Origin of the sequence: Chryseobacterium sp. Marseille-Q3244 (assembly GCF_940807095.1) — a bacterium.
Lineage (GTDB): Bacteria > Bacteroidota > Bacteroidia > Flavobacteriales > Weeksellaceae > Chryseobacterium.
The window spans coordinates 1-18,111 of record NZ_CALNWX010000017.1 but is presented as its reverse complement, the minus strand read 5'-3'; the positions used below and the strand labels follow the sequence as shown (position 1 = coordinate 18,111).

10 protein-coding genes are annotated in these 18,111 nt (G+C 36.1%); 1 reads left to right on the top strand and 9 read right to left on the bottom strand.

Features of this window, described 5'->3' with window-relative positions:
• Positions 1-4 precede the first annotated feature (4 nt).
• The 9 genes from NBX25_RS21005 to NBX25_RS20965 all read right to left on the bottom strand — a co-directional run bounded on the left by NBX25_RS21005 (position 5) and on the right by NBX25_RS20965 (position 17,965).
• Positions 5-877 carry a polysaccharide biosynthesis/export family protein gene (locus NBX25_RS21005; RefSeq protein WP_250255292.1) on the bottom strand — a complete coding sequence of 291 codons (873 nt, stop codon included), beginning with the start codon at positions 875-877 and terminating at the stop codon, positions 5-7.
• A 35-nt stretch (positions 878-912) separates the two neighbouring features.
• Positions 913-2,031, bottom strand: coding sequence for a glycosyltransferase family 4 protein (locus NBX25_RS21000; RefSeq protein ID WP_123909814.1), 1,119 nt, complete (start codon positions 2,029-2,031; stop codon positions 913-915).
• Positions 2,032-2,132: 101 nt separating this feature from the next.
• Positions 2,133-3,134 carry a glycosyltransferase family 2 protein gene (locus tag NBX25_RS20995; protein WP_250255291.1) on the bottom strand — a complete coding sequence of 334 codons (1,002 nt, stop codon included), beginning with the start codon at positions 3,132-3,134 and terminating at the stop codon, positions 2,133-2,135.
• Positions 3,135-3,137: 3 nt separating this feature from the next.
• A complete protein-coding gene (locus NBX25_RS20990) occupies positions 3,138-4,208 on the bottom strand; it encodes a formimidoylglutamase (RefSeq protein ID WP_123909812.1) in 1,071 nt (356 codons plus the stop codon).
• A 149-nt stretch (positions 4,209-4,357) separates the two neighbouring features.
• The gene (gene topA / locus NBX25_RS20985) at positions 4,358-6,919 is read right to left on the bottom strand and encodes a type I DNA topoisomerase (RefSeq protein WP_250255290.1); all 2,562 of its coding nucleotides are present in this window, start codon (positions 6,917-6,919) and stop codon (positions 4,358-4,360) included.
• 54 nt (positions 6,920-6,973) lie between these two features.
• Positions 6,974-8,122, bottom strand: a complete 1,149-nt coding sequence (locus tag NBX25_RS20980) for a hypothetical protein (protein ID WP_250255289.1) — start codon at positions 8,120-8,122, stop codon at positions 6,974-6,976.
• Positions 8,123-8,360: 238 nt separating this feature from the next.
• The gene (locus NBX25_RS20975) at positions 8,361-11,630 is read right to left on the bottom strand and encodes a hypothetical protein (RefSeq protein ID WP_250255288.1); all 3,270 of its coding nucleotides are present in this window, start codon (positions 11,628-11,630) and stop codon (positions 8,361-8,363) included.
• 299 nt (positions 11,631-11,929) lie between these two features.
• Positions 11,930-16,642 carry a T9SS type A sorting domain-containing protein gene (locus NBX25_RS20970; protein WP_250255287.1) on the bottom strand — a complete coding sequence of 1,571 codons (4,713 nt, stop codon included), beginning with the start codon at positions 16,640-16,642 and terminating at the stop codon, positions 11,930-11,932.
• A 264-nt stretch (positions 16,643-16,906) separates the two neighbouring features.
• Positions 16,907-17,965 carry an acyltransferase family protein gene (locus NBX25_RS20965; RefSeq protein WP_250255286.1) on the bottom strand — a complete coding sequence of 353 codons (1,059 nt, stop codon included), beginning with the start codon at positions 17,963-17,965 and terminating at the stop codon, positions 16,907-16,909.
• 2 nt (positions 17,966-17,967) lie between these two features.
• Here NBX25_RS20965 and NBX25_RS24945 point away from each other — a divergent pair.
• A partial coding sequence (locus tag NBX25_RS24945) for a serine hydrolase (protein WP_250255334.1) occupies positions 17,968-18,111 on the top strand: 144 nt, incomplete at its 3' end.

Genomic DNA, 18,111 nt, shown 5'->3' with positions numbered 1-18,111 from the left:
GGGATTAAAGTCTTTGTAGGATTGTGTATAGAGTTAATGCAGTTGTAATAGCCGTTACACCAGTAAGCAGCGTCTGGATAGGATCTTTACCGAATCCGTTCAAGCTTTTTCTTCTGGTATTAAGATAAATTTCGTCACCATTCTGTACATAATAGTAAGGAGAGTTCATCAGATCTTCACGGGTAAGGTCTATTTTAGCAATTTTGATTCCTTCCGGAAGTTTTCTGTGGATAACAATTTCTTTTTTATCAATTGTTCTGTTTAGTCCACCATTGATTGCTAATGCCTCAGTAATTGTAAGCGTAGTTTTATGCGCTACTTTTTCTCCGGAAAGGCCTGTAGTTTCCACATCGCCAAGTATGTAATAGGTAATTCCGTCTGTATTTAATCTTACTTCGGATTTTCCTTCCTGAAAGTTCTCATTTACTTTAGTCTGTATTTCCTTTGCAACATCATCCAGGGTTCTTCCTTCTGCTTTAATGTAGCCTATCCCAAAGACATTAATATCTCCGTTGATATCCACTTTTAATCCATTAAAATAGAAATTGACATTTCCTCCGATAGTTGAACCTGCACCACCAGCTCTTCCACCTGCTGTAGCTGCACTGTTGACTGCACCTCCGCCTCCAATTCCGCCTGAAGTATTGTAAGCTGAGTAAAATTGCGCTGCATCCCCTTTAGGAGTGGTCACAATATTAAGGTTAAGCATATCATTTTTGGTAATCCTATAGACAGGAATATTGTAGGGAACAAGACCTTCTTCATTGATTACAAGACTTTCACTGGGCTGTAAATATCTTACATCCTTTGTAGTGATACACGAGGTAAGTAAAAAAGGTAATAATATTAAAAATAAATACTTAAAATTCTTCATCATATTTGAATATTGTTTACAAAAGTAATATTTAATTGTTAATTTTTGTTATTTCTCAATCGATATATCAAATCTGGTAAATATGCTCCCATAAAACCTAATGAAACAATTACCAACAACAACAGATTCACATTGATATGTCTCAGATAATATGCTATTGCCACAATCATTAAATAATATACAATAATATAGAATGTAGATCTTCTGTGGGTAAGATTTAATTTTAGAAGTTTGTGATGAATGTGGTTCTTATCAGCATCGAAAGGTGATTTTTTATTGTAAAGCCTTACGAAGATTACGTTCAGCGTATCCACAATAGGTAAGATCAAAATAGCTACTGCGACTACCGGAGCAGACTGCAGGTGATATCTGGGTACATCGGCAAGCTTTTTATCTATAAAAATATCTATAAAACAAATAGAAGTAAAAGCCAACAGAAAGCCTAAAAGCATGGATCCTGTATCGCCCATAAACACTTTATTGGTTCTGTAATTTGACAGATTGTAATATAAAAATGCCAAAACCGTTCCTATAATTACTACCGATAAGACAACCAAAGGATAGTTATACTCACCTAATCTATAATAACTTATCCCAAACAGCGCACTACAGATCACGGAATATCCACCTGCCAACCCATCAATCCCATCAATAAGGTTGAAAGCGTTGATCAGAATAATAAAAGTAACAATACTGAATAGCACGCTTACGAAATATCCCAATTCAAACACTCCGAATATTCCGAATAAGCTTCTGATTCTGATATCTGAACCAATGACAATTAATGAGGATACAAGAATTTGTGCCACAAGCTTTTTGTACGCTCTCATCACCACAATATCATCCATCACTCCAATATAAAGAAGGATAATCAGTGAAGCAAAAAGGAATTTATAGAGGTCAAACAGCTCGTATGCAAAAATAGAGGCACAGATTCCGATGGAATAAAAGATGGCAATTCCCCCAAGATTTGGGATTTTTCTAAGGTGCGAGCTTCTGATACCTGGTTCATCCATAAGGTTCTTCCTTCTGGAAATCTTTACAATAGTAGGTATAGAGAAAAAAGTAATTAAAAAGGAAAACACGAAACCTAATCCTATTTTTACATAGAAAATAGGTATCCCTGATCCGCTTAAGAACAATTCAAAATTTTTCATTCTTTTCTTATCCAGTAACATTATCTCTCCAATTAAACCGATGATGCATATATGCTTTCATCATGTTCTACTGTCCGAAACAATAGTACTTACATTTGTGTTTATATCAATTTTCTTATCAACTTTTTCTGTCCGGCAAAAAATAACAGATAAAAAATCTTTTTTTTCACCGGCAAAGATAAAAGATAATTTGTACCAAAACGACTATAGTTCAATATATCTTGAATTTTTATTTGTCTTTCTCTTATGAAAACAGACAGTTTCTCAGCCATACTGTAAAACGTCTTTTCATCTTTTACAAAAGCCAGATAGGCCAGAAAAGAATATACTCCTTCAAAAATCTGGAAGTTTTTCAGTTCTTTTCTTTTATGAGCATACCCGGAATTCCCAAATACATTTTCTACATCTTGCACCGCCTTTAATATATCAAGTCCTTTTTCCGTATGGGTTTTAGTGATAGAATCCGTACGCTCAAGATATTGATAGTGAAAACCTTGCGTCTGCGCAATCGTTTCACATTCCAGTAACAATTGTGGAATCAACTGAATATCTTCAAAATGAACTCCTTTTTTAAATCTTTTCTGATCAAAAAGCTCTTTTTTGAATAATTTATTGCAGGCAAAATAACTGATATCTGAAAAAACAGAGAAATGCTCTTCCAGTTTTATTTTTTCCGGCATATTGGGAATTTGTGTCAGCTTTTGGGTTACCTTCCCATTTTCATCAACTTTCTGAATATTACAAATTACCATTTCTGCCTGATGTTTTTCAGCCAGATGAAGCATTTCTTCAAACATGGTTTCCGTAACATAGTCATCACTATCTACAAAACCAATATATTCTCCTGTTGCTTTTTCCAACCCAAAGTTTCTGGCATCACTTAATCCTCCATTTTCTTTGGTAAAGGTTTTTATTTTGTCGGAATATTTATCCCCATAACCTTTAATGATTTCCCCGGAACGATCTTTACTTCCATCATCTACTACAAGAATCTCAATATTCTGATGGGTTTGATTCACCAGGGAATCGAGGCATTTTGCCAAATAATTTTCGACATTATAAACGGGAACAATAATTGAAATTCTTGGGGGAACATTCACCATACATTAAAATTTCGTCAGTCTTGCATTCAACCAGCCTTTTTTAGCATCATCAAAATCCTTTCTTGAACAGGGAATGCAGTTTTCTATATTTTCATCGTCACCAAAATACCACAAATTACTGAAAGTATCACGCTTAAATGCAAATTGCCTGTCATCAATTAAAACATAAAACAATTCATATTGTCTTTCTTTGGGGTGGGACTGCTGGATATTGAACCCTTCAATCAGATACCATAGCATTTGTGCTAGCAGCTGATGATTCAGTTGATTTTCCGAATAGATATTATAATTAAAGATTCCTACTGTTTTCAGGTTTTCGCTCAGCCCGATCTCTTTCATGTAAGCGCAAATTTCTCTTCTGTTCAGTCCATTAACCTGTGGATTCATAGAAAATGGATCACTGAAACTTTCTATAGCATCACAATTTACCGTCACCAGATCTGCTTTTCTGAAGAAAGGTTCTGTTTTTTCAGTTGAGTTCATCATTTCTGCTAGACGGATGATATCAAACTCCACTTCTTTAATCAACCGCACAGAATCCATTTCATTTAAATGTTTCTGATAGCCTAAATGGTGATAATTTTTAATGGAAAAATTCTTAGCTCCAAAAATTTTACCTAAAAAAGTATATTCATTAATCTCCTCCCCTTGCTTAAGGGAAATAATGTTGCTGATCTGAGTATAATTAATGCTTTTCTGGTGGAAATTCAATGCTGAGAACAGTGAAAAAGCAAAATCATTGGAGCCGCCGATAATCACAGGAAGTGCTCTTTTATAATGACAGGCTGATAAAACTTCCTGTAAAATATAATGGGTATCCTGAACAGATTTCCCTGAGACTAAATCACCCAAATCCACAATCGGAATTTCAAAATCCAACTGTGAAAGTTTGTAAAATTCTTTTCTGACTGCTGTAAAATCCTGTACTTCTGCATCGCCGCCTGCTCCTCTATAATCCGAAACAAATAAAAGAACAATACTATCTTCTTTTATATCTTTTGTAATCCGATTTCCGATCTGCCAGCTTTCTGTTTTAAAATTTCTTGGTGAAATGATAAAGTCTTCAAAATCCATATTTTAACCTAAAAATATAATCGTTTAATAATTTCTTGATCTAACAAACATACAAAAAAACGCAGCAACTGAAAATCCTGTGGGGACTTTTATTCACAAAAAAAGCCGCTAACACTATTTGTTAACGGCTTTGTATTATATAATTAATATTATTTTTTCTTAGCAGCTGGTTTTTTAGCAGCTGTAGTTTTCTTAGCAGTTGTTGCTTTTTTTGCTGCAGGTTTTTTCTTTTCTGCAAAAGCATTTTTATCCTGATCGGTGATCCATTTTTTAACTTCATCCAGAGAAATTTCTTTCAATTCTTCTGCGTCATATTTGGTATCATCACTTTTCTTCGGAATTTTGAACATGGCTTTTCCAAACTTAATGAAAGGTCCCCATCTTCCATTTTCAAGGGAAATTTTTTCTTTTTCCCATTGCTGGATGTATCGGTTAGCCTCTTTTTCCAGTTTAGCATCAATCAGCTCATTGATATCACCCTGAGAAAGATTATCGAAATTGTATTTCTTCGGTACATTGATAAAAATGTCTTTGTACTTGATAAATGGTCCGAATCTTCCTGATCCCTTGGTTACAGGCTCTCCTTTATAAGTGGCAATCGGAGCATCTGCTTTTTTCTTCTCATTGATGATCTCCTCTGCACGGTTTTGATCTATGGAAAGCGGATCTTCACCTTTTGGAATACTGATAAACGTTTCTCCCCATTTCACATAAGGTCCGAATCTTCCTACACCCACAGAAACTGCATTTCCTTCAAACTCATTTAATTCAAAAGGCAATTTAAATAGTTCCAATGCCTCTTCAAAGGTAATGGTTGCAATATTTTGTCCGGACATTAATGATGCAAAGATTGGCTTTTCTTCATCATCTGTTTCTCCGATCTGGATCATCGCCCCAAATCTTCCGATTCTGGCATGAACATTTTTACCGGTCTTCGGATCAACTCCTAAAAGCCTGTCTCCTGTTGCACGGTCTGCATTTTCTTCTACATCTTCAATTCTCGGGTGGAATTTTGAGTAGAAATTCGTCATCATTTCCTTCCATTTTTGATCTCCGCTTGCAATTTCGTCGAAACTTTCTTCTACTCTTGCCGTGAAACCATAATCCAGGATTTCTTTAAAGTTATCTGTCAAGAAGTCATTTACAACTTCTCCTATATCTGTAGGAATGAATTTATTTTTATCGCCACCAAATTTTTCATCCAGAACTACTTTCTTGATTGTGTCTTTTACTAAAGACATTTTGATGACTTCACGGGTATTCGGTTCTATTTCTCTTTTATCTACATATTCTCTGTTCTGAATCGTCTGAATCGTTGGAGCATAAGTAGAGGGTCTACCAATCCCTAATTCTTCAAGCTTTCTGACTAATCCGGCTTCCGTATATCTTGCACTTGGTCTTGTGAATTTTTCTGTTGCCGTAATGGATTTGTAGCTTAGCACTTCACCAACTTTTACTTTTGGTAATAGTTTTTCATTGTTTTCCTCATCATCTTCTTCAGTTTTTACAATCCCGTAAGCTTTCAGGAAACCATCAAAAATAATGACTTCTCCCTGTGCTTCAAAATGGTGTGGCAATGAAGTATTTCCGATCTCGATGACCGTTTTTTCAATTTTAGCATTCGACATCTGAGAAGCTAGTGTTCTTCTGTAGATCAATTGGTACAGTTTATTCAACTGTGCGTCTCCAATGCTTTTCACTCCGAAATCCGTAGGACGGATGGCTTCGTGGGCTTCCTGTGCAGAAGCTGATTTTGTAGTATAGTTTCTTGGAGAAGAATATTCAGCTCCATATTCTGAGATAATTTGTTTCTTAGCCCCTTCAATTGCTTCCTGGGAAAGGTTTACGGAGTCTGTTCTCATATAGGTAATGAATCCTTCTTCGTATAATCTCTGAGCCAGACGCATTGTATTGGTCACATTGTACCCCAATCTGGATGAAGCTTCCTGCTGTAGTGTGGAAGTGGTAAAAGGAGCGGATGCAGAACGTGTTCCCGGTTTTGTTTCAACATTCAGAACTTTAAATTCTGTAGTTTTCGCCTGTTCCAGAAATTTTTCAGCCTCAGCTTCTTTTTCGAAGTCTTTTTTCAGTTTGGCAGCAATTTCCTGCTCTGTATTGTTTAAGAAAATTCCGTCAAGTTTAAAACTTGCTTTGGGTATAAATTCACGGATTTCTTTTTCTCTTTCAACAATTAATCTTACGGCTACCGACTGCACTCTTCCTGCTGATAGTCCTGGTTTTACTTTCTTCCATAAAACCGGAGACATTTCAAAACCTACAATTCTGTCCAGCACTCTTCTTGCCTGCTGGGCATTCACTAAGTTCTGATCAATATCCCTTGGATTTTCAATTGCTTTTAGAATGGCATTTTTAGTAATCTCGTGGAAAACAATTCTTTTTCTGTTTTCGGGCTTCAGTTTCAATTCATCTGCTAAGTGCCATGCAATAGCTTCTCCTTCGCGGTCCTCATCGGAAGCCAGCCAAACCATTTCTGCTTTCTTTACTGCAGCCTTTAATTCTGTTACCAATTTCTTCTTGTCTGCTGAAACTTCGTAATCAGGACTAAAGGTGGCAAGATCTATTCCCATTCCTTTTTTAGGTAAGTCCCGGATATGACCGAAACTGGATTTCACTTCAAAATCCTTACCTAAATATTTCTGAATAGTTTTTGCCTTTGCCGGGGACTCTACGATTACTAAATTTTTTGACATTCTAAAAAAAATTTTTTGCAAAAGTAAAGCTTTTTTATTATATACTTTTTGAAATCACATTTTATTTAATAATTCCAGAGGGGCAACAAACAGTCTGTAAAATACTCCTTCGAACGTGAAGCCCATCCCGGACATTTCTACTCTATACAGTAAGGATAACAGTATTATAGCTATTGTTATATAAAATTTCCGGTCAATAATTACGGCTTCATAAGCATATATAGAGGTCCCTTTTTTCAGCATCATGGCAAAAAGGATAATCATCAGCATCATGTGAATGTACATCCATCTACCCCAGTCTATAGCCAGATAAAACAGTGGAAATGAAAAGATAAAGGCTCCGATTAATAAAATATATAAAATCTTTCGGCCCTTTAGATATTTTAAATAATAGCCGATATGAAATACACTTATCCCTAAACTGATAAAGTAAAGCAGATATTCATTAAGATGTTCTTTAATATATTGTCTTTCATCAATATCCCAATAAAAGATTCCATAAGTTGGATACACCCCTCTTCTGTTCAGTATTTCCAGCGACATTCCTTCATTCACATTTTTTCCAAATACAATAATGGCTGCAGCAGGAATAATTACCGCCATAAAGAACTTGATATATCTTTTAAATTCCAGCTTTCCATTTTTCACATAGAGCGCGATTGCAAAATAAGGGACATAAAACAGGGTAACCTCATGCAAAAGTGTACTTATAAAAAGCAGTATGCAGAAGAGATATTCTTTATATTTTGAAAGCTTATCATTATCTAAAAGGTATACAAAGTAAGTAAACAAAAGAAATACAATAAATTCTTTCTTTCCTACATAGGTTACAGTATTCAGCAGACCTACAAAACCAATGGACGACAATAAAAGTGAGAGATACAACAGATCTGTTATTTTATACCTAATGAGTTTTGTATAACACCAAAAGAACAGCGAAATAATAATAAATTGAAAAAAGTAAACAATATAATTAAGACTAAGCCCTGTTATATCCTGTAGAATAAAAAAGAAACTCCCGGATAAACCTCTTCTTTTAAACCCACCGTCTTCATAATTTATGAGCCAGTCTGCCAGAATATATCCGTCATCTTTAAGATTAAATACAAGGGTAAATGCTAGGGTATAAATTGCCGTAATGGCAATAAGAAAATAAATAAAGATCTTACTATTAAAATGTTGTACAAACTTTTCTAACCTCATAGTGTATTTTTAAAACCTGCGAAACAATAAGAGTAAGAAACGGTCTAATTTTTCACAATTTTACAAGTGCTAAAATTATGAATTTACAGTTATCTACAGACATATATTTCTTTTTTTTAACAATATTCCCAAGTCCACTGAAATGAAATTTCGTTTTTGCCACATATAAGCAAACAATAAAGCCGGCCCTATAGTGAACCGGCATGTTTTTTAGGGTTTCTTCCATAAATTTTATTTTTTACCTCAACGGTTCTTCATTGAAAGTAATTAGTTCTTTGGGGATCTCGTTCTTTGATGCAGGTAAAGTCGTCACCTGATCTTTAGGAATGGGTCCCAATTCGTTCCCAATGGCATCAAATTTCATTTTTACACATCTGCAATTCATCCCAAAATACGGATCATTGTTATCATGGAAAGCTAACATACGATTCGCTGTAGAAGCAGCATCCCAAAGAATATTGATCGATCTTCCTATATAATTTGACAACAAAGCTCCCGTCCAGATTCCCGGATATTGAAAATTAATCACATTGAAACTTCCTGCTGCACTTTGATTGCCAATGACACTTCGAAAGCCTCTGGATCCTGAATTCGGATAACTTCCCACGCTGTATGACTGGTCATTAAAAGAATATCCGATGGTAGAAGTGGTACTTGGGTTTCTGACCCTTGTCCCTAAATAATCGTTAAGCACACTCAATGCTGTTGCTACATTCTTATCTTTTTTATACCAGGGTGAAATCCCAAAATCCTGATTCGTTGTGATAGAAGTTCCGGTAAGATCCGGGATACGCCATCCTTCCGGACATGGATCAAAAGGTGATTTCTTTGTTCCTCTTCCCCATCGATCTGGCGCTAAATTAGGTTCATCTGCCAACCAATCTGTTCCATTGGTAAAGTTTGGGGTTGCACTGTTATAAGCAGCGAAAGTACTTGGTATCATATAAACTAAAGGATTTCTAACTGAATAGGTTAAAACTTTTGAAATCTTATCTGCTATTTTATCTTTAGGTAATACGTTTGCATTGGCAGCATTTGTATAAGTATTGAATGGTACGATATAGCTTCCGCCCAAATTATTATAGGCTGCTCCTGTTAAAGAAGTATAAGCTACTGTTCCATCTGCCCCTGCTGTTCCCAAAAATATATTAAATGAAGCTCTGTTGTCTGCATATTGAAAAGTAGGAATAGGGTCTTTTCTTCCCCATTGATAATGCATTCCAGTTGAAGCCCGGATTTTTGAAAGTTCAGCTGCAGTAGGCGTTAATGGATTAGCAACTACGGGAAAAGCATCGGTAGCTCCTAAATTTCTATCCATAAATTCTGTCTGCAACGGGGATGAACCTTTATCCACGTAATTTACATAATTAGTTACAGCTGTATTAGGTAGTTCTGTAGTATAAGCATTAGAAGCAATGGGAGTATCTGTTACCCAAATATGCCAACTCCAATATACAGGACTTGTAATACTTCCGTTATGCAACGTAATCACCGCATTTCCGCTTTGATTAGGATTAATCGTAACTAGAATTTTAGTGTTTGGAATCCCGTCCAATGAGCTTGGTGAACCTCCTGGGATTGTTACTTTACTGACCAAAGCCGTATTCGTACTCCAAAGAACGTTTGCTTTTAAATTATTGAAACTTGATAAGGAAAGAATATCTTTATTGTTCAAAATTTCACTTTGAACAGAAAATGCTTTACTCACAGGTATTTCAAGGAGAGTTGGCGTTGTATTCTTTACAAGCTGATAGGTATTTGGATTGTTAATTCCTTCTTTAAATTCAACAACAGCAGGCAAATATTCTGTTGGAAAATCGTAACTATCCACAACATACAATGGATCTTTTATACATCTGCATGCATTTGCTCCCGAAGTTTCACCTGCTGCCAGCGGCATATACCAATACCTTCCTTTCACATTCGGAAAAGCAGCATCCGGAACATCGGGCTGGCCTTTATCCGGAACCATAAACAGCGCCCGGGCTCCCACAACAGGAGTATTATCAAAATGTTTAGCCATAGTTGCGGTCCACAAACCGGTATGGTGCTGATCTGTATATTGCCCTTGATGAACAGTGAGCGCTAATTGGCCCGTTCCAGGAAAAAGCCCCATATTAAAGCCATTCACATTGGATAAATCAAAGCCCGTATTAGCATATAATTTAAAGCCTTTCATATAGTTTGGAGTGTTTGCATCCGTTGGTTTTATCACCTGATATTTATTGGCTTCAAAAGTATTTTTCCCCATATTTGTTCTTACTCCAAATGGTGAAAAGTCTATTCTTATATCATCTATATAGGTTTGAGAGGCTAAATTAGCAACCAACATAGAAGGAATTCGCCATCCATTCGGACATGGATCATAGGAAGATTTGTCCTGATAAGGTTTTGCACTGCTGTCATCGTTATAGTTTGCATCCACCTTTCCCTGAGCGTTGTCTGACCATAAGTTTAATTCTGAAAGCTGTGCATCCGGAATTGAAGCAGATTTCCCAAACCAGTTCACCATTAAGGCAGTATTGTTATTATAGTAAGCCGGTCCTGAATTATCATCTTTATTAACGTAAATAAGGCTTATCGGATTCTTAATGGAAAGCTTTACATTATTGCTTACCTCAGCATTGGAAAGCAGAACAAACTTTCTAAGATCATCAATTTTTACGGCTCCGGTAAAATTTTTAGCCCCTCTGTGACGTACCCGCCCTATTGATCCTGAAACCTCATAAAAATCGTCTCCTTTTAAAGCCAAAGGAGGAATGGGATCTTTTCTCCCCCATTGATATAACAATCCTCCATTTTTAGTCCATTCCGTTGCAGTAATCGAACTTCCGACTGCACCCAAATTTCGATCCATCCACCTCCATTCTGAGTCGGGAATCAATTCTACAGTTCCGTTGTTTCTTTGTCTTGAGACTCCTGTAAAACTCTTATAAGTAGATCCATTTTCAGGAGTATCCGTAACCCAAATATGCCATGACCAAAAAACTTCTCCATTGATCTTTAAGGTAACTACTGCATTTCCTTCTTTGGATTTATTAATGGGAACTTTTATTTTAGCATTTTCTCCGGAGCCTTGTATTTCCAAAAGATAGTCTGTTCCCGATTTTATCAATCCCGGATTATCTTCCCAAAGAACATCTGCCGTAGCTTGTCCTGCAGGGATTCCCGAGGCTCCAAGAATTTTATCCTGCTGCCACATCGCGTACGCCTTTTTAACAGGAATATATAAACCTTCGTTATTTTGAGCGGGATCAAAGAGATAGCTATTGGGAGCTTTCGTCCAGTCTCTTTCGTCATTAAAAATTTTTTTATCGGGATTTGAATTCCTGACCTTAGTTTGAATCCTTTTTTCAGCTGAAGGTTTAATTATTGTATCCTGATCTGTTTTTGTAAGCTTTTCTATTGAAACCGCTCGTTCTTCCAACGCCATACCCCTGATAAAACAGATACATACCAATACCAGGCAAATGATTGCCCTCCATTTTTTTAATACTGATTTTTTCATGTCAATGATTTTTATATAAACACAAGTACACCCCTATACTTTTGATATAAAAAAGCCACATAATACGCCAATTACAATCAATTAAATTAATTATTAAACAAATAATTCAACATAATCATTTTATTAATAACAATTAAACAAAAAGAATCAAAAAATACACCAAAAAGAACAAAAGTAATACTCTTAACATTTTAATAATCAATAGAAAAGTTATCCAACACTCTGGATTCGGGATGTAATAAGGGCACAAAAAAACCGGAAGAAAAATCTCCCGGTTACAGTCTTATGGAACAGATTATTTATTCCTTAATGATCTTCACTACATTTTCAGAATTATTAATCCTTATAAGATAAATTCCTGTGGTTAAAACAGAAAGGTCTGTTTTTTCGTTTTCAAATTTTCCTGATTTCACCAATTGTCCAGACATATTATAAATTTGGTAATGATATTCTTTGACTTTATCATTTCCCTTAATGTATAATATACTCTTTACCGGATTAGGGAATACTTCAAGTTTATTCTGAACGATCTGTTCTTCAACAGCTTTTTTTGCCAAAATGTTTGTGGCTCTGGCCGTAGAAACTGTAGTTACCTGCAATCTTGGTATTGGTCCGGCTTCATTTGTTCCATCAGTTTTTACTTTTACACAACGGCAGCTTGCTCCGAAATAAGGGTCATTATTATCATGAAATGCCTGAATAAAATTTTGAGGAACTCCACTGTCATACTTTTTGAGAAGCAGGTTAATGGGTCTGCCATTGAAATTGGAACTTAAGCCTGATGTCCAGAAACCGGTGTACAGACTTCCATTGCTATCTCCTTCAGAAGAAGCAAAATTAGGTGTTGTATTTGTGGTAACACTTCTGTATCCTCTCATTCCTGTAAATATGGCATAGTTACCAATCATGTAATCATTATTTGGGAACATAAACCCTGCAATTCTTCTCTTTCCAACTCTCACCTGAACTCCAAAATTGTCTGTAATGATTCTATATGAACTTGCAGCTCTATATCCTTTTCTATACCAAGGGCTAAGACCAAAATCTTCCTGTGCTACAGGATTTGAAGGGACAGCAATTACCGAAACGGTTGTTAAATCCGGGATTCTCCATCCTTCCGGACAAGGATCAAAAGGAGATTTTTTATCACCTCTTCCCCAGCGGTCGGCAGCTAAATTAGGCTCTGAAGCCAGCCAGTCTGAACCTTTTCCGGTAGCATCTAATGTACTTGGTACCATAAAGGCCAATGGATTTTTCACTGAGTATGATAGTACTTTTGCTATTTTTTCAGAAGGTTTATCTGTAGCTACAACATTCGCATTGGCAGAATTACTATAAGTAGCATAGGGTCTAATATAATTGGTATTATAATTTGATTCAATTAAAGGGGCATAAGTAATGGTCCCGTTTGCAGCAGTAGTTCCTGTCCAGTATTTTACAGCATCTGTTTTATAACGATATTGACCATAATCGATATCTGATGCCGTTCTATAGGTTGGAATAGGGTCTTTTCTTCCCCACTGATAATGAAGTCCGCCAGATAGCATAATTTGTTCCGGAGAGCCCGGCAATGCTGTCTCAGGGTTTAAGTTATCTCCATTAATGGTCGGAAATACTTCTACCGCCCCTAAATTTCTATCCATGATTTCAGTATCCAAAACTTCACTTCTTTTGGCAAAGTTTATATAGTTCACGGCGTTAGCATCCGGCTGATCTGTTATATAGCGATTAGATGTAATAGCTGTATTGGTCACCCAGATATGCCAGCTCCAATATACCGGGTTGGTGATACTTCCGTTGTGTAGAGTAACGACAGCATTCCCGCTTTTGTTTGGATTAATGGTTACTTTTATCTTTGAGCTGCTGATTGCAGATATAGAACCCGGCTGATCTACGGAAACCTGCTTAATGAGACCTGTATCCGTTGTCCATAGAACATTTGTTTTTAAATTATCAAAGCTTGTTGCATTTAAAATATCAGGATTATTCAGCAATTGACTCTGAGCTGAAAAAGCTTTACTGATTGGAATTTCAAGAGTAGATTCAGCAGTAGATTTTACTATTGTATAGGTGTTCGGATTATCTAATCCTTCCATATATTGTCCTTCTGCAAAGAAATCTGTAGGGAAATCATAATCGTTCACTACATATAAAGGATCCTTGATACATCTGCAACCATTAGCACCTGAAGTTTCTCCCATAGATAAGGGCTGATAGAAATATCTTCCGTTAATATTCGGGTAATTTGAATCCGGAATATCAGGCTGCTCTTTGTCAGGAACCATAAATAATGCTCTGGCTACTATGGATGGGGAGGCATCGAAATGTCTGGTCATAGTTGCTGTCCATAAAGCGGTATGATGCTGATCTGTATACTGACCTTCATGTCTGTTGATAAGCAATTGTCCGGTACCTGGAAATTTACCCATATTAAATCCACCCACATTGGAAAGATCATATCCTACGTTAGTGTACAGTTTAAATCCTTTCATAAAGTTAGGCGCTCCTGCATCCGTAGGTTTGATGATCTGATACGTATTGGCCTCGAAAGTATTCTTACCCATATTAGTTTTTACCCCTAAAGGAGAAAAGTCAATTCTTATATCATCAATATAAGTCTTTGATCCTGCATTGGCCACTAACACAGAAGGAACCCGCCAACCATTAGGACATGGATCATAAGAAGATTTATTTTTGTAGGGCTGTGCATCATTATCATCCAGATAATTATCTCTATACTTCCCTTCTGAATTATCAGACCATAAATTCAATTCAGAAAGACGATTGCTTCCAAAATCAGGTGATTTCCCAAACCAGTTTAGCATGAGTGTCTTTCCACTGTCATAATAAGCAATATCAGCACTGTTATTCCCGACATAGATAAGGCTTAAAGGATTTTTAACAGCAAGAGAAAGATTATTTCTCACATTTGCATTCGCCAATGGAACAAATTTTCTAAGGGCATCAATTTTAACTGAATTTGTCGTATACTGAGCATTTCTATGTCTTACTCTTCCTATAGAACCTGATACTTCATAAGAGTCATTTCCTTTAGCTGTCAAAGGAGGAATAGGATCTTTTCTTCCCCATTGATAAAGCAATCCTCCATTTTTATTCCAGTTTCCTGAAGTTAAAGAATTACTCATCGCTCCTAAGTTTCTATCCATCCAGCCCCAATCCGAATCCGGAATCAATTCCACCGTTCCATCTTTCTTTTGTCTTTTGAGCCCGGCAAAGCTTTTATAAGTGGAACCATTCGTAGGATCATCTGTCACCCAGATATGCCATGACCAATACACTTCCCCGCCCACTTTTAATGCAATAACGGCATTTCCTTTTTTAGCTTTGTTAACAGGAACTTTTATCTTGGCATCTTCTCCTGAACCCATCATTTCAAGGCTATAATTAGTTCCTGATTTAATCAATCCATGAGCATCTTCCCATAAAACATCTGCAGTTAATGTTCCTGCAGGAATATTAGATCCACCTATATATTTATCCTTCTGCCACATGGCGAAAGCTTTTTTAATAGGAATATAAAGACCGTCCACAGCATTTCCTGTTTTATCTTTTCCTGTAAAAATATAACTATTGGGAGCTTTGGTCCAGTCTGCTACACTATAATCTGAGACAGCATCCGCATTAACCGTAAAACATCCTTGCGAACATTCTGAAGTATCATCATAAGCGGTAGTTGAACCAAAAACGCCAGTATATTTAATGAATTTGAATACTTCTTTTTCAACATCCTGCATAGACCTTTTGGGCTGGTATGAAGTATTAACATCATTCCTTAGCGCACCCACACCATATAAAGTCATTTCTGAGGTATTGGAAATAATAAGGTTTTCAGATCCGGGACCTCTTCTCGCCACGTTGTTTGTATATCCGAAATAAGGAGCTCCATAATTACTTGTACTGCTTGGAGTAAGGTCTATATAAGTTCCATCACTTTTATAGATTCTTAATCCGGTCGTAAGACTTGATACAATCACAACCGGTTCCTGATCCGGAATAAATTCAGATAAACTTTTCCATGTCTTGTTATACATATTAAAGTATCTGCTTTCTATAAAGTTTGGATTTTTCCAATTAAAATACCCTGGGCCATTAGGCTCTCCCGGCCATTGGCTGAATTTCACAAAGAACCCGTTCGCTGAAAATTTACCGGCAAACATATATACAGGGTCATCATAGCTATACAGGTAAGGAATGGGGTGCCCTGCTGCTTCATTGTAAATAAATTCGGAAGTAGCTCCTAAGGTATCACTGACAGCTCCTGTATTAACCAATTTTACAGATTTGCTCCCATTTGCATCTGTTATCAGATCTGATGGCTGAGTTGGCGCAAACACGACATCGTCTTTTTTATTATCCATCAAAACATTGCTCAGCTTATTCCAGGAATAAGTGGAAGTCACCCTGTCTTTTACTCCAATCACTTTTCCACTGCTGTTGGTAAGCAATGATCCTTCTTTTTTGGGAGTTAAAAGCATGGTATATTCATTCTCATCCAGGTCACAGTTGGCAGCAACATAATCATTAAGTTTATAATGACTTATACTCTTATCCCATACCACACTATTAAAATTGCTGAGATTCGTATCTGAACTCAATTCTACTTTTACATGATAAGAACTTTGAGCAGAAGCAGGAAGTTCAAAACGAACCGTAAGAATTTCATTGTACTGGTTATACGAATACAGGGTTTTACACCATCCGGTAACCCAATTACCTTGCGCATCCTTATACTTTACCGAAAGTTTTATATGGTCGCTGGTAAAAGGTTTTGTAAGTTTTCCACTCATTACCACCAACCCTTTCTGATTGACGTTCTGATTGATCATAATAAGCGGATCCAGATCATAAGTAAATGGAGCGACAAGACTGTTAAACCTGAGAACATCAGGCTTTTCATAAGTTTCCGGGGGCGAAAATTCCCGCGAAAAAGCATGAGTTGACACCACGCAGAATGCTGTTGCCAAAATTTTAGAAATAAATTTTGCTTTCATAAACGTTGTTGTTTGAATAAATGTGTTAAAACTTGACTATTGTATCCCGAAAAGATGATATCGGGTATAAGAAGAAAGGAAGATATGAGTGATTTCACTCCTATTTTTGTTCATCATGGTGTATTTGTTTTTTAGTTCAAACCTTGCACAGGTTGGGAATTATTTATCACAAATATATGAAAAACAGTATTAGATCATAACAAATTTAACAGCAACACATTATAGAAATATATCTATAAAAAAAACGATAGTAATACCGTTTTTTTATTTTATATTTTTAAGCAAAACTTTTAATTTTTTCTGAATTGGAGGTTCAAGATATTTTGCTACAAGATATGCTATAGGAATAACAAGCGAAAAAGAAATAATGGGCAGAAGCCAGTAGGGAACAGGAATATGTTCATCAATCTTTACCATCCATGAGATCATCATATTTTCATGCAATAGATAAACAGGATAACTTACAAAACCAATAAATGTGAATAGTCTCATAGAAAAGAAACGTTCCATTTTATCCCAGAATAATGCCCCTACAAAAATAAGAACCAGCATCATAAGATATAAATTTCTCGTCATATCCTGAAGCCTGTACATATAAAACATGGCACATATTGTGGCTATAACAAATGCATACAGATATCGCTTATCCCGTTCTTTATAGTAAATATAGATTAATGCCCCTGAGACAAACCATCCAAAATATACAAAATTCCCAATGTAAGCCTTAAACTTCAACAATTCTAAAGGAAGCAAATGATGGAATTCCAGGATCTGATAGGATACGGCCACCAAATAAATGATAAAGATCCCCAACAATGCCAGATTTCTTTTAAACAGATAATAAAGCGCACCAAAAATCACATAAAATTTCACTTCAATATATAAAGACCAAAATGATGATTCTAAAACGGGAAAGTCTGTTTTAAAAACACGTTCAAGCAGCCCCTCATCTACGAATAAAATTCCTGGAAGCAGAGATTTAAGCTCCGGAATTCCCAAAGGTCTTTCAGAAAAGAACCCCGCAGTAATATAGATAATCACTGAACAGATCAGCATACTTGGAAAAAGTCTCACCCATCTGTTTTTAATAAACTGGATAAACCCGGGTGTTTTTTCCATAGACATCAGAATAACAAACCCGGAAATCAGAAAAAACAGCTGTACTCCAAGATCTCCATATTTTACCAGGATATTATCTTTATACAAACCTCCAAAAGGATAATTTTTTTCCCAAATATAGTATCCATGGAAAAGAAAGACCAACAAAATAGCAAGCCCTCTTAAACCGTCTAAAACCAATATCCTATTTCTTTGTTCAGCCATATATGATAAAATATAGAAACACCTTCAAATTTCCTGTAGCTTTAGCTGTTATTCATAAAGTGGAAAAAGGTGAACTTTCTTTACAACAGAAAATTTATATCAAAAAAGAAGAGCTTTTGGAGGATACTTATAGTCCATTTAAAGAC

What these genes read in the sequence shown, in the direction of transcription:
- NBX25_RS20975 (WP_250255288.1), bottom strand. Translation starts at nt 11,630, where the DNA reads ATGAAAAAATCAGTATTAAAAAAATGGAGGGCAATCATTTGCCTGGTA.
- NBX25_RS20980 (WP_250255289.1), bottom strand. Translation starts at nt 8,122, where the DNA reads ATGAGGTTAGAAAAGTTTGTACAACATTTTAATAGTAAGATCTTTATT.
- topA (WP_250255290.1), bottom strand. Translation starts at nt 6,919, where the DNA reads ATGTCAAAAAATTTAGTAATCGTAGAGTCCCCGGCAAAGGCAAAAACT.
- NBX25_RS20965 (WP_250255286.1), bottom strand. Translation starts at nt 17,965, where the DNA reads ATGGCTGAACAAAGAAATAGGATATTGGTTTTAGACGGTTTAAGAGGG.
- NBX25_RS20990 (WP_123909812.1), bottom strand. Translation starts at nt 4,208, where the DNA reads ATGGATTTTGAAGACTTTATCATTTCACCAAGAAATTTTAAAACAGAA.
- NBX25_RS20995 (WP_250255291.1), bottom strand. Translation starts at nt 3,134, where the DNA reads ATGGTGAATGTTCCCCCAAGAATTTCAATTATTGTTCCCGTTTATAAT.
- NBX25_RS20970 (WP_250255287.1), bottom strand. Translation starts at nt 16,642, where the DNA reads ATGAAAGCAAAATTTATTTCTAAAATTTTGGCAACAGCATTCTGCGTG.
- NBX25_RS21000 (WP_123909814.1), bottom strand. Translation starts at nt 2,031, where the DNA reads ATGAAAAATTTTGAATTGTTCTTAAGCGGATCAGGGATACCTATTTTC.
- NBX25_RS21005 (WP_250255292.1), bottom strand. Translation starts at nt 877, where the DNA reads ATGATGAAGAATTTTAAGTATTTATTTTTAATATTATTACCTTTTTTA.